A 14,059-nucleotide genomic window follows, 5' to 3' on the forward strand; every position below is an offset into this window, starting at 1 on the left:
ACGAGATAGGAGTCCGTCTCGTGGGCTCGGAGATGTGTATAAGAGACAGGTATAGTTAGTCTCGCCGCAGTAGATCACACAGTCATTGGTTGAGCCCATGCACTGGACATCGTTTCCGACAATCGGGGCTATAGGGGCAATTCCATACCCGCTCTTGATACAGTTGATATCAAAACCTATGGATTCGAACTTGTGGATACCGGTTTCTACAACACGGGCTGAGATCTGGACAGAGCCTGCAATGGAAGCTGTAGGGGCAACGGCGATCACGACGTTTTCAGGGTCCACACTGCAGTGCTTTGCAATATACTCGACCACTTTCTCATCAGGGATCTTGTCGGATTCCATGACAAGGACTGCAGCTTCGAAATCATCCTCATACCCGATTTCCTCATAGAGCTCTTTGGGTTTCAAACCGAGTGCACGTGCAGGGCCTGAACCCATCCCGAAGTAATTTCCTACGGAGATTCTCCAGCCTGCGTACTGGGAAGCCATACAGGCAATTACCGGGTTGTCAGTTGCCACCTGGATGGCAGGCCATTTGATGCCGTTGAGGTCAAAGGTACTGTATTTAAGGTCAGCAAGGTCAGCAAGGCAGAGTCTTGCCAGGTACATCCCGGCTTCATATCCACCTTCGGCTTTAACTCCACAATCAATGATCGTGGCGCCGTTTTCAAGCTTAATTACTTCCGTTTTCAGGTCTTCGCTCCAGTCGAGCATCTCTTCAATGACGTATGATCCCATTTCGTTGACGCTTATCAAAATATCACCTTATTTATCGGTCAGAGAATTGTTTATCGAAATTGTTTATCGAAATTGTTTACAGTCCAGGATTTGACTGTAAACCATATTATTGATCAGATGGCTGGCCACCAATCGAGTCAATTTACCCGGCTGGAAATTTGTCCTGCCAGATGAGTATTATCCTGAATAATACTGAATAAATGAGCTTATCCTGAATAACTGAACCAACTCGTTTCAGTTGTTTCCGTAAGCCGTAATCCGTATAAGGAAGAATCCAATATATAGATACTGTTATAATATTTTAATTAAATTATACTAGTTTACTTAGATAATACAATTAATCAGATTATAAATATTCGGTCGTTTTTTCTGACCGCCTTATCAACGGCAAGACCGACTTCATCCCCTTTTTCAGCGGTTTGCAGAAGCATGCCTTTTTTTATAAGAGAGCGGACCTGCTGCTTCAGATAGGTAGTGCTTCCTTCGATCAGGATCTCGTCTCCTATTGCAAGTCCTTCTTCAAGCAATCTTATTGCTGCAGCCTGCTGTTTGGGATAATAATTTTCTACAACTCCTGCAGCCCGGCGTTTCTTTTCCGAGGCGTTCATGCCTTTTTCAGGGGAGAAGCTTTCGAGGCCCGGAACTCCGAAGTAAAAACCGGTGGAAAAGCCTCTATTATACACAGAAGACAGCTCGGATCTCCACGCATCTGCTTTTTCGCGGGTATAGCTTCCTGCTTTGCAGGCATCAATTGCTTCCCTGTAGCAGCGGGAAACCACTTCCAGATACCCGGGGTCCCGCAGCCTGCCCTCTACTTTAAATGAATCTATCCCGGCTTCAATAAGTTCCGGGACATGCTCGATCATACATAAATCTTTTGCACTGAGAAGGTATTTCCCCCTGCTTTCCGTAACAAGCCCGTTTTCTCCGTGCAGCTCCCATTCCCAGCGGCAGGGCTGGGTGCATTCTCCACAGTTCCCGGATTTTCCAAGGACATATGCCGAAAGGTGGCACCTTCCTGAAACTGCCATACACATCGCGCCGTGAACAAAAGTTTCGACTTTTATCTCAGTCTGCTGCCTGATTTTCCGGATCTCTTCCAGGGAAAGTTCCCTTGAAAGCACTATACGCTCTGCTCCAAGGGTTCTGTAAAACTCTGCAGTTTCGTGGTTCGTAACGTTTGCCTGCGTGGAGATATGGACCCTGAGCCCGGCTTTACGTGCCTTAAGGATGACAGCCGGGTCCCAGGCGATAACTGCATCTACCCCGGCTTTTACAGCTGTATCTACCACTTCTTCTACTTCATCAAGCCTGGCTTCATTTACGGCTGAGTTTACAGCCAGATAAGCCTTAAGCTCCCGTGCCTTGACCTCAGATACAAAATCTTTCAGAGTTTCAAGGGTGATCTCTTTTGCCTTTGCCCTCAGGCTGAGCCTATCCGTTGAAAAATAGACGGCATCAGCATACCTGGAACATGCCTCAAGCCCTGCAAAGTTTTTTATGCCAAGGATGAGTTCTGGCCCCGAACTGTTATGCATGAGAGATGGAAATGCTTCAACTTTCATTTAAGAATATCTTTGCTGCATTCATCAGTCTCATAAATAAGAGTAAGAAATGTAAACTATTCACATGTCGTACTAAGATGAATGGTTAACAGAAATCTATATATAAGTGTATTTCATTGGTCCCCGGTTAAGGAATTTTCTTGCCCGAAAGCTATCGATTTTGCACCAGAAGCCTGCCTTAAGTTTTGGCCTATTTACATGAAATCGATATCCTATTCCAGCCTACAATAAAATAAAATATTTGACACCTGCTGTGGAAGTGGGGACAATTCATCACGATTCTTCACTTATCCGAAGACGCATGAAGTGTATTTCAGTCTTCAAAATGGGGATGAATGTTAATTCAACAGAAAACAATTTAAGGTATAAACTACACAAACAAATAAAGACTGTAAATCTCTCGATCAAGGGGGTAAACAAAATGGAATACGAACTCAAAGACATGGAACTCGAAGGCATAGAACTCAAAGAAGTAAAACTCGAAGAAGTAGAACGAGATTACGTAGAATTCAGAAGGGAAATGGGAGAAGAATAAACCGAAAACTAAATAGAAGTGAATTAAAAAGATGCGTGATGGGCACAGATAAATATTCAATCAATACTTTTTTCTGTTTTTTTCTTGAAAACGCCCAGCATGCCTTTTAGCCGGGCTGGCAAACTCAATCCATCTTTTTTGCCCTGGCTTTTGGCTCTTGAGAGCTCATCTCTCTGCTTTTTGCAGGGTCCGTTTTTTGTACAGCCTTTTCCACTCAAAACTTCAGGGCACTGATCGCAGTACATTTTGTTACCTCAGACTTTTTTGCGGTATCATTGATTCGTATTATTGATTCTTATCATTGACTCGCATCATTGATTCGTATCATTTATTCTTTCATTGTTTCCTTTTTTCTCGGAATTAATTTTTAAGAAAATTTGAGTATACTTTTGATATCAATATCCTTTAGATACTCTGTATATGCTGTATTTTAATGCATATATAGCAAACAGTTTCAAAGCCGATACTTAAATGTCAAAGTATTGTTAACGTATTGTTAACGTATTGTTAACGAAAACATTTATCTCTAAGTAAACATTCTTTTCCGCTGCCAGTTTAAGTTTATTTTATGGTTAACAATAAGGTCAATAAGGCAATTGATCTGGCAGTCAACAAAAAGAAACAAAAAAATAAAAATCTAAAAATTTGCCCTGTTGAGCATTGAGGGTTCAATTTCATGAGCAGGAAAACAACTTATCCGAAAGTTATGTGCACGCAGCACCCGGACTCTGCATCAAGGTATATATCCACACAGGAAGAGCCTGGGGAAGCCATTGAAGCTGCAGTGGTATTCGGCTGTGACGAATATATGCCGGATTATGAGGGAAAGGCAACTCCCTATCATCAGAATGTCCAGGTCGTATCAAAATTCATAGAAGAAACAGGCCTTGTGCCCGGAAAAGATATTTTTATCACTCCCCGGGCTCCAAGTGCAGTCCAGGAGAACCGGTTCAGGCAGCTTATGGTAATGATGTCCATTGCCGAAGCCAACCATAGTGCCCTTGAATACTCGGATGTCCAGGCAATCAATGAATTCGTGCACCCCATGACAGGCACGGTCAGGGAAATCATTGATGCGCAGCAGCATATGGTAGATGTAAGCGAGCTTGCAAAAAAGGAATTCGGGTTTGCAATGGAGGTCCCGCGTATAATTCCCCTTATAGAGGATGCTCCTGCGCTGCTAAATGCAAAGGAACTTGCAGAAAGTACGCTTTTTGCCTGGAAAGAACGTTTTGGGACAGCCCCCGAAAAATTCAGGGTCTTCCTGGGCAAATCCGATTCAGCCCTTTCTTTCGGGCATGTGGCAAGCACCCTCTCATGCAAATACGCCATAAACGGGATTTCCGAACTGGAATCAGAGCTCGACACCGAGATGGGCATCATATTCGGAGCAGGGACTCTGCCTTTCAGAGGACACCTGGACCTGAAAAACGCGGAAAACTTCTTCAGGGAATACAGGGGTATCGGAACAATCACCCTGCAATCAGCTGTCAGGTACAGCCATGAAAAAGGGGACGCTGAAGCCCTTGTGAACCTTGCAAAAAAGAGGCTGCCCGAAACCCCTGAGCTCTTTTCCCTCGAAGAAAAGGAAGAGATTGTAAACCTTATAGGGATTTTCGGGACTAGGTACAGCCGCATTATCCGCGAACTGTCCTCCACTATAAACCAGCTTGCTGACCTCCTCCCCCAGCAGCGGGACCGCCTGATGCACAGAGGAAGCGGCGGGTATTCAAGAAGTGGTCCTGATATTTCCGGCATGGTCAGGCTCTGCCGCAGTGACATAGGAAAAGAACTCAATGCCAGCATGCCTGCAGAAAACCTTCACCTCCCGCGTGCGATCAAGTTTACCGGCGCCCTCTACTCCATAGGCCTGCCTCCCGAATTCATAGGTACCGGTACTGCTCTCAAAGAAGTACGGGAAAAACTTGGCGATGAGGCCTGTGAAAGGCTGCTTACAAAATATTTCCCTTCCCTTGCCAGTGACCTGAGTTTTGCATCCGGGTACCTGGACCTCAACGTAGCCTCCCGATTCCTCTCGGGAGCCTGCCTGAAGGAAGTCCAGAGAGATATCGAGGTTTTGAGTGATACCTTCAACCTTGAAACCAGGCCCGAACCTTCATACCGCATCCTGCTCGAAATGATGCAGCCTGACCTCCTGCAGGCGGGTACGGCAGGAAACTGTATGGATGAGGAAGTCTCACAGCTCGTTTGCTCGACCCTCACAAAAATGGGAAAAATAAGAAAGGCTCTGGGTTGATGGAAAAACTTCCCTTAACCCCTTAAACCTTTTTTGAATCAATGTATTATAGGAAACCCCGCCAGCTTGTCTGGCGGCTCTTCCCAAAAAGAAGAAGCAGAAAGAAGAAAAACAAACATAAGACTTGAAAACGATTGGAAGAACGCTTTCAAGTAGAATAATTTTTTGTTCTCATTTCTCCCAGGTTGCTCGGGTTAGAATTCAGAACTTAGAATTCCAAACAATCCCATGTTTCATTTTATCGCACATCATTCCCATTATAAATGAGTAAACGAAATTTCCTTACTTTACCTCAGACTCCCTTAAAATAATGCCCTGTCGTATATTCAATCCCTCTTATAGGTTTCAGCTTTACATCTTTTCCTGCAAGTGCCTCTTTATATGCCTTTAAGATTTCTTCTATCTCGGCAGTAGTGTTGAACGAAAGGTCAAGCCTGAGCACATCCACGCCGTACCCTTTCATGTTATTAACGTACTTTAGCATGTCAAGAACCTTTGAATTATAGATCAGGGTCCGGGTGCCAAGGCGCTGAACGGGAAACTCGGAGCCGCTCTGGTCAACAAGGAGTACTTCGCTATCTTCTCTTACGATTTTCCGGTCAACGAGGGGCTTTAAGAGGTCATTTTCCGTAATAAGCATCAGTTCACTGCCGTAAACTAAAATTTCGGTCTGGCCTGAACCCTCGCATGCCTGAAGAGCTTCACATACATGTTTTATTTCGCTCAGGTTCAATTCGCTTGAAAGGGTTGCCCTGTACGCTCCTGCCTGGTAGAAGGTGCTGGCAGTAAAAGCATTAAAGATATTGAAGTCCTTCTGGGCGACAAAAGGTATGGAAAGCTCTTTTGCAAGCTGTGCTGCTCCGAGGCTGGAACATGCCACACTGAAGCCGGCATCCCTTATTTTTTCCAGCAGGGGTTTTAATTCAGCCAGTTCACTGTCATGGGTTATCCTTGGGATCCTGAAGATGAGTTCGATTCTTTCTGCTTTCAAATCCTCAAGCTTCGCCGCATTTTTGGGAGACATCAGTTCTTCGAACAGTGATACCGGGATGTAGGCGATATCTGCTCCGGATTCGGCTGCCTGTAAGAGATAAGAAATTCCCTGCACTTCAACGCTCAGGAGGAGTTTCTTTGAAGCTGTATCTCTTGCCCTGGTCCTGGTAATGCTTACTTCATTCTTGCTAGCGTTATTCTTATTTTCTGCACCGCTTTCTACAGCGCACAGGCGGTTGAAATCTGCCAGGTCAGGGTGTTTTTGTTCTTTTTTATACCCCCCAAGGGTTTTTTCCAGCAGAAGGTCTGCGGCCTTTCGCCTTGCATTCTTCAACACACCGACCGGGATAAAGATATTTTCGTCAGCTTCGATCTCAATGGAGGCGGCTTCGAAAGGAGTATCTCCAAGGCTTTCCATTGCCTTTCTTATCTGCTCTTCAGTGGTTGGGACTCTTTCGGCTTCCTGGACTATATAGTCGTCTGTAAACTCCGCATACGCGGATTCTTCTGTTCTGCTGCTTTTTCCGGTTTCGTCCCTTATCTCAACCGTAAAACGTTCTCCTTTTCTGGCTCTTGCCTTCAGGCTTACGGGGAGAGCTTCCAGTTTTGTTTTCTGAAGGGTATCAAGGAGCTGCGTGTCTGTTGTGAGATGGAGTTCGTCCCCCCGCTGGACAGCTCTGCCTGTCTTTGAGCTGATCTCAAGCCCTACTTTTTCGCCTTTTTTTGCGTTTTTTACTTGCTCGCCTGTAATCGTTATAATACCTGTTACCGCAGAGCCGAGCATCCTTTCCCGCGTGAAGATACTTATGCCGTCTTTTACCTGGATGTCTTCTTCAAGCCTGACTGTAAGTTTTGTGTTCCCTTTTGAACGGGAGAGGTCCAGGACTTTTCCGAGGAATGCTCCGTAGTTTGAGCTGTATTTGGGATGGGACACGCCTTTTTCCCCGAGGATGAAGCCCCGCGTAAAGCCCCTGTAAAAAAGTTTTGCAAGCTTGGCTTCCCTTGCTTCAAGCTCTTCCTTTGTCGGGTTTTCTCCGGCCCTGCAGATGTCTTCGACTGTAGCTTTGTAGGCAGCGGCACTTGCAGTCACGTACTCGGGCTTTTTCATCCGGCCTTCGATTTTGAGGCTTACGACCCCGGTTTTTACTATCTCCTCAAGCCCTGTGAGCGTGGAAAGTTCGGCACAGCTTATGGGGTAACTGCCTCCGATATGCCTTTCGTCAATTTCCCTGCCGTTTACCAGGAAACTGTATCTGCGCCGGCAGGGCTGGGCACAGGCTCCCCTGTTTGCACTCCTGTCGTGCAGGAAACTGCTGAAAAGGCATTTGCCTGAGTAGGAATAGCAGAGGGCACCATGGACGAAGACTTCTATGCCCACTTTTGAGTGTTCCACAATATCCTTTACCTCGGCTGTGGTAAGTTCCCTGGAAACTATCACTCGTTTTGCGCCCAGCCTTGCTGCAAAATCCACTCCCTCTTTATTGTGGATAGTCATCTGCGTGCTTGCGTGGAGGTCCAGGTCCGGATAGATTTCCTTTAAAAGCCTGAGAAGCCCGAGGTCCTGCAGGATAATAGCATCGGTTCCGGCTGCGTATGCACGGTCCACTATCTCAAGGGCATGCTGCAGTTCTTTTTGTTTGATCGGGATGTTCAGGGCAAGGTAAACAAGGACTCCGTGTGAGTGAGCCAGGTCAATGGCAGCTTCCAGGTCATCAATGGTGAAGTTTTTGGCTCCCTGTCGGGCATTGAATTCGCCAACTCCAAGATAAACGGCATCTGCTCCTCCCTTGATTGCGCCAAGCAGGGCTTCGTTATCGCCGACCGGGGAAAGGATTTCCGGGGGGTTGCAAGAATAATTTTTGTCAGACATATTAGATCAGGGGTATTTTTCTTAAGGTAACTGTAATTTCTGGTGAATGGAAAATTTCGGTAGCTGAAAAGCTATGGTAATTGTAAAGAAAAAGGCTTACGCAAATCAATTCAGAGCCGGTTTAAAACATAAAGGTGCTTCTCGCATAAAAAATGGATGGTGAAGTCCGGAATGTCAACAAAGCATGCCAGTCTCTAGTGGTTGTTTTTTAATGGCAGTTGTGCGAGATATTTTTATTATCTCAAGCCGGATATTTAATTAAATCTGGCTTTCTTACTTCTCAAAAGTAATATATATTTGACATCTATTAACATATATATTAATTTTCCTGGTGAGGTGAAAATATTGGGAAAAACCTGAAAATCAAAGTTGCTCGTGCAGCGTTAGATATGACGCAGAAGGATCTGGCGGAAGCTGTCGGTGTTACGAGGCAGACGATGAATGCCGTTGAAAAGGGAGAGTATAATCCTACATTGAAATTATGTGTTTCCATATGCAAAGTATTAGGAAAAACATTAGATGAATTGTTTTGGGAAGACTAAGATATGAATCCGAAATTTGATGAACTTCAAATGCTAAACAGACAAAAAATCGCTTTTCAGACATTGATTTTTACATTGGCGTTAATTTTTGTTGATGGTTTTGTAAAGACATTTTATATTTGGGCCACCCCAATGGTTGAAGCATTGGTATTATTAAGTATACCCACAGTGTTCTTTACAACGAGAGCGATTATGAAGAATGCTTATTTTGTAATGGGGACCAAGATAAAAAAAGAAATTTGGGGATTTGGTGCAATATGTGCTTTTGGCATCATAAGTCTCGCTCAGTCTATATTTTCCGGGACATTAAATATTATTGAGAACGGAATGCTCTCTGATGAAGTTTCATTCCCGATTCTGATACTGACCTACATTTTTATTGTCTTAGCTATGGTCGTGAAAGCAGTACAGGAAAGAAAAGAAGGTAAAAATGTTGATGAGTAAAAATACTACGGATAACGAGCATACAACCGGTTGCTCACTATAAATAATCTGATCAGCAAAACTTTTCTAATTCTGATAATAGCAATACCTACAAGTACGAATTTGTGCTGTGGGTATTGCGTTATAGGGTCGTTTACAATATAGGCACTCGACTGATTTGACATAACAGCCTTGAAGTTAATTGTTTTGCTAATATTTCCCTACGACTTACACCTTTTTGTTAGCTTGTTTTCATTGGGGTTTTTCTGATATGTGTCGGTTTTAATGTTTCTCCTCTTCCTAACTTTATTAATTTATTTACCTAGATATATACTGAAACTTATTTAAATTAATAAGTTAGATATACTACCAATTCTTCGTATTATTGGAAAACTTCTTTATTTTTTGGAAAATGCATTTTCAGGTCAATGAGACTATACACGTAAGGCTAAGAAAGTAATGGGAATAAAGTGGTTTGGAGGTTGTTGCCTATGAAAAATATACTTGTCGTGGAAGACAATCCTTTAATAATGGAACTTGTCAGGACTCTATTGGTTTCATTTGGATATAAGCCAATAGAGGCAGTGGATGGAAATATGGCTATTGAACTCAGTAAACAAAATAAGTTTGACATTGTATTATTAGATATACAGTTGCCCGGGATTGATGGGACTGAAGTCTTAAAAATATTAAAAGAAGATCCTGCCACGTGTGAGATCCCGGTTATTGCTCTTACAGCCCATGCCATGCGCGGAGATGAAGAAAAATTTCTGAAAGCGGGGTGCAGCGGTTATATTTCCAAGCCTATCGACATTCAGAGGTTCAGATCTATCATAGCAGAGTTCATTGCATGAAGTGAAAACAGAGAGTTGGGGTATTATTTTTGTTTTATGGGGACCATAATATGTCAGATTTTTTCAGACGTACGTTTGGAAGAAAATCGGATGAGTTGTTGATTATTTTAGCCGTGGGCCTTTTCTTCACATTCTTTGCCTCTTACTTTGGCCTTTTTGAATCCGTCGTTTTATTTGTTGAAGAATACAATCCCTGGAAACTCGGGGGGCTGCTTACTCTTTCGGTCTATCTCACCTTTGCTCTCGGGATTTTCTCCCTGCGGCGCTGGATGGAACTTGAAAATGCCCTGGTGCTCCAGGAACAGGCAAAAGAGATCCTCAGGGAGAAAGAGGAAAGATACAGGGCTCTGTTTGAACAGTCAAATGACGCAATCGTGATTTTGAACGAGGCAAAAGTCCTTGACCTAAATAAAATAGGCCGTACAGCTCTCGGGATAGGTGACGGAGAGCTTGAAAATGTCTCACTGAGCTCTCTGGTATCCAAAGAATATCTTCCGACAGCCCGGAAAGCCCTGAAAGAAACTCTTGAAAATGGGGCTGCACGTTTTGAAATCCAATTTCAGAAACCGGACGGGAATATTATTGATGCGGAGGTCAGCTCTTCTTTCCTGAGCCTTGAGAACAAGGAAGTCCAGTTTGTTGTCAGAGACATAACTTCGCGTAAAAGATCCGAAAAAATGGAGCGGGAAAGCCAGGAGAGATTGAAAAAACTAATTGACAATGCCCTCTGCGGGATTTTGCTGGTAGACGCCTCCACACACGAAATTGTGGAAGTAAATCAGGCAGCTGAAGAAGTGATAGGGCTTCCGAAAGACAAACTCCTCGGAAATGTCTGTCATAAATTCATCTGTCCTGCTGAGATAAATAAGTGTCCGATAACTGATCTGGGGCAAACTGTCGAAAGGTCTGAAAGAGTACTGCTCAGCAATGGAAGAGGTGAACATTTACCTGTCCTGAAAAGTGTGGTACCTGTAATAATTGGAGAGAAAGAATACCTTATAGAGAGCTTCATCGACCTCTCCGAACGTAAAAAGGCCGAGCAGGAGCTATTGCAGGCAAAGCTTGCTGCTGAAAGTGCCAACCGTGCCAAGAGCGAGTTCCTTACAAACATGAGCCATGAACTGCGGACTCCTCTTACCTCGATAATCGGATTTTCAGATGTGATGCTCAGCGGAATGAGTGGAGAATTCAATGAGCAGAATAAAAAGTTTCTCAACAACATAGCTAACAGCGGAAAACATCTCCTCACCCTCATAAATAACATTCTTGACCTTTCCAAAATTGAAGCCGGCAAGATGGAACTGGACCTGGAGATGTTTTCAGTGCATGAGGTATTTAATGATACCAGAGCTGTAACCTCGGCTCTTGCCCTGAAAAAGGATATCTCAATGAAATTTAATGTAGAGCCTGAGCTTTCAATCTATGCTGACAGGATACGTTTTAAGCAGGTAATCTACAACCTTATGAGCAATGCAATAAAATTTACACCAAAAGGTGGATCAGTAGACGTTTCAGCCGCAAAAACAGGAGACTCTGTCAGGGTCAGTGTTTCGGATACCGGGATAGGAATCTCAGAGGAAAACCAGAAACTCCTTTTCCAGCCCTTCAGGCAGGTAGATTCCAGTATCAACCGCCAGTATGACGGTACAGGTCTCGGGCTGGCTCTGGTCAGGAAGTTCGTAGAACTCCACGGGGGAAGGGTCTGGATTGAGAGCGAAACTGGAAAAGGCTCGACTTTTACATTTGAACTACCTTTGAAATACAGGAAAATTCCAGAAACATGCGTAAACGGTTCAGGCATTTCTAATAAAACGGTCCCACTGACAGCCGAAAAGGAAGAAGCCTTAAAGTCAGAAACCTTAAAGCCAGAAGCCTTAAAGCCAGAAGCCTTAAAGCCAGAAACCTTAAAGCCAGAAGCCTTAAAGTCAGAAACAAATGATGAAACTGGGATTCCGGTAATGACTCCGGTAATTATAGAGCCTTCCGGAGCCACAGGAGACGAATCTCTTGTGCTGGTTGTTGAAGACGACGAAATGGCAAGGGAGCTTCTAATTATTACGCTTTCGGAGGCAGGATACAGGGTTGCTTCGGTTTCCAGCGGGAAGGAGGCTCTTTTGCTCGCCCGTAAACTGAAGCCTTCTGTAATTACTCTTGACATAATGCTGCCAGGGATCAATGGCTGGGATATCCTGAAAAACCTGAAAGAAGACTCTGCAACATCCAGCATCCCTATCCTGGTCATTTCCATGAATGACGACAAAAATTGCAGTATTCTATGTGGTGCCTTTGACCATCTGATTAAGCCTGTGGAAAAAGGCCATCTCCTTTCCAGTCTGCGGAGAGTAAAAGTAACAGGGGCTGCAAACTCCTCTCCTCAAATTCTAATTGTAGATGATGATCCGGCTATAGTCGAGCTCCTCAGTTCCATTATAGAGAAGGAAGGATATGAGCCAGTCTGCGCATACGGGGGTAGGGAAGCAATCGATAAAACTGTAATCAGCCGACCGGATGCAATTCTCCTTGATCTGATGATGCCGAAGTTTACGGGTTTTGACGTCATAAAGGCTCTTAAAGAAAATCCGGAGACTGTAGATATTCCTATCATCGTATGTACCGCAAAGGACCTGAGCTTTGAAGATAAGGAGCTGCTCAACAAGAATGTCTCTTATGTTATGCAGAAAGGAAACATAAGCAGGGAAATACTTTTGAGCGTACTGGATAGGATCGAGGATGGAAAATTCAAAAGCAGGCTGAAAAACCCTTCATCCTAACCTTTAATCCTAACCCTTCATCCTAACCTTTAATCCCACCCTTTAATCCCAACCTTTAATCCCACCCTTTAATCCCAACCCTTAATTCTATTAGAAGCAGGAGCAGATTTCAATGATCTGCTAGCTCTTTTTTCTTAAGGAAGTTCAGGGTTGCTTCTGCATATTTCTACGGGAAAGGGAGTCCTTATTCAGCCATATGGTCCTGAAAGGTTTCCAAATCTCTTTGAGTTTTCTAATTTTAAGTTTCCGAATTTGTTTGAATATCTCTGTTGATCTCCGAACATGGGAATTCAAACACATGACTGTTTTGTCAAACACATGACTGTTTTGAGTTTTATGAATCGAGTTCGTACACTTTAAGAGAATGGATTATTTTTAACAGAACACTTATATATATATGTAAGATCATTAAACATATCTAAATTAAACGTTATACATATTAAGTTTAGAATATTTTTAAACTTTCTGGAAAATATATAGTTTCTCATATTTTTTGCATATAGTTTTTCAGATAGAGGCCGATAAAAGTCGTTTTTGGTCTCAGGATAAATAACCTGGTAAAACAGGAGAGAATGTGAATGTATAAATATGGCATAAATATTTAGCGGCGCGTAAATATCAGTTGGTCAGACTAACTATCTGAGTATTGGCTAATTTGCTTTGTTTATATTCCCATAAAATCTCTATTGAGGATTTCTATCTGATATTTCTATTCAGAATTTCCTATCCGGAATTTCTATTTAGAATTCTCTATCAAGGATTATCTATTTCGATTGAATCCGTGTTTACCAGTTAAAATATGATGGAGCTTTGTAAAAATTTAATTGTATTGCAGAGATGTAATACAAAATGACCCTAAGAATAATACAACCCTCAGAATGTATGCAATGATTGGTTTAGTACAGGCAGATAAATTAATTCTGCAAAAAACAGCTACACCTTCGATTTGCATATTTTCCGAAGCTTCATCCGGAACAAAAAATGTCTTTATAGCAACCATTCAAAAAAGTTGATCGACGTTGTCTCAATTTTTTAAAAGAATCCAAAACCCCAAAAAAGTATAATGTTACCGATCTCGCTTTGAACAGGTCCTTCTTAAGAAAAGCCCTGGCTTTTCTCTATCAGGAAGGGCTGGAAATTCGGCTTCACGCTCCCGTAATACCGGTTTTGCAGCTTGCGGAGGCCCGGATATGGTAAGTGACGAAGAGATGAGGTCCGGGAGTATTTTGAGTTTGTTCTTGAAGTTTGCCCTTCCGGCAGTTGTGGGAGTTGTCATTGCAGGAATCCAGGGCATAATCGACGGTTTCTTTATTGGAAATTTTGTCGGAAGCCAGGGACTTGCAGGCATTACCCTTACATATCCCCCTTATTTGATTATAATTGGAGCTGGCATAATTATAGGAATAGGCTCGTCCAGCCTTACAGCTCTGGAACTTGGAAAAGGCAATACAAAGGGAGCACTGGATATAGCTGTCTCTTATACACATCTCCGAGCCCACGAGACG

The 14,059-nt window shown here is 43.3% G+C and carries 9 protein-coding genes; 6 read left to right on the plus strand and 3 right to left on the minus strand.

Annotated features, from left to right (window positions below; translation table 11 throughout):
* Positions 1-1,085: 1,085 nt before the first annotated feature.
* Together EO95_RS00085 and EO95_RS00090 are read right to left on the minus strand one after the other, a co-directional pair.
* Positions 1,086-2,282, minus strand: coding sequence for a peptidase U32 family protein (locus EO95_RS00085; RefSeq protein ID WP_048131235.1), 1,197 nt, complete (start codon positions 2,280-2,282; stop codon positions 1,086-1,088).
* Between the two features lie 618 nt (positions 2,283-2,900).
* Positions 2,901-3,089 carry a hypothetical protein gene (locus EO95_RS00090; RefSeq protein ID WP_048131225.1) on the minus strand — a complete coding sequence of 63 codons (189 nt, stop codon included), beginning with the start codon at positions 3,087-3,089 and terminating at the stop codon, positions 2,901-2,903.
* Between the two features lie 431 nt (positions 3,090-3,520).
* Here EO95_RS00090 and ppcA point away from each other — a divergent pair, with 431 nt between their 5' ends.
* Positions 3,521-5,101, plus strand: a complete 1,581-nt coding sequence (gene ppcA / locus EO95_RS00095) for a phosphoenolpyruvate carboxylase (RefSeq protein WP_048131226.1) — start codon at positions 3,521-3,523, stop codon at positions 5,099-5,101.
* 292 nt (positions 5,102-5,393) lie between these two features.
* Here ppcA and EO95_RS00100 read toward each other — a convergent pair whose 3' ends face one another.
* Positions 5,394-7,964 (minus strand): U32 family peptidase, encoded by a 2,571-nt coding sequence (locus EO95_RS00100; RefSeq protein ID WP_048131227.1) that lies wholly within the window; start codon positions 7,962-7,964, stop codon positions 5,394-5,396.
* Between the two features lie 362 nt (positions 7,965-8,326).
* Here EO95_RS00100 and EO95_RS00105 point away from each other — a divergent pair, with 362 nt between their 5' ends.
* The 5 genes from EO95_RS00105 to EO95_RS00125 all read left to right on the plus strand — a co-directional run.
* Complete coding sequence (locus tag EO95_RS00105) at positions 8,327-8,506, plus strand: helix-turn-helix transcriptional regulator (protein WP_255350239.1); 180 nt, start codon at positions 8,327-8,329, stop codon at positions 8,504-8,506.
* A gap of 3 nt (positions 8,507-8,509) precedes the next feature.
* The gene (locus EO95_RS00110) at positions 8,510-8,950 is read left to right on the plus strand and encodes a hypothetical protein (protein ID WP_048131229.1); all 441 of its coding nucleotides are present in this window, start codon (positions 8,510-8,512) and stop codon (positions 8,948-8,950) included.
* A 470-nt stretch (positions 8,951-9,420) separates the two neighbouring features.
* The gene (locus tag EO95_RS00115) at positions 9,421-9,783 is read left to right on the plus strand and encodes a response regulator (protein ID WP_048131230.1); all 363 of its coding nucleotides are present in this window, start codon (positions 9,421-9,423) and stop codon (positions 9,781-9,783) included.
* A gap of 50 nt (positions 9,784-9,833) precedes the next feature.
* Positions 9,834-12,554, plus strand: a complete 2,721-nt coding sequence (locus EO95_RS00120; RefSeq protein ID WP_048131231.1) for a PAS domain-containing hybrid sensor histidine kinase/response regulator — start codon at positions 9,834-9,836, stop codon at positions 12,552-12,554.
* A 1,190-nt stretch (positions 12,555-13,744) separates the two neighbouring features.
* Positions 13,745-14,059, plus strand: a 315-nt coding sequence (locus tag EO95_RS00125) for an MATE family efflux transporter (protein ID WP_048131232.1), incomplete at its 3' end; no start/stop codon positions are given.

It is taken from the genome of Methanosarcina sp. 1.H.T.1A.1 (assembly GCF_000979295.1).
Classification (GTDB): domain Archaea; phylum Halobacteriota; class Methanosarcinia; order Methanosarcinales; family Methanosarcinaceae; genus Methanosarcina.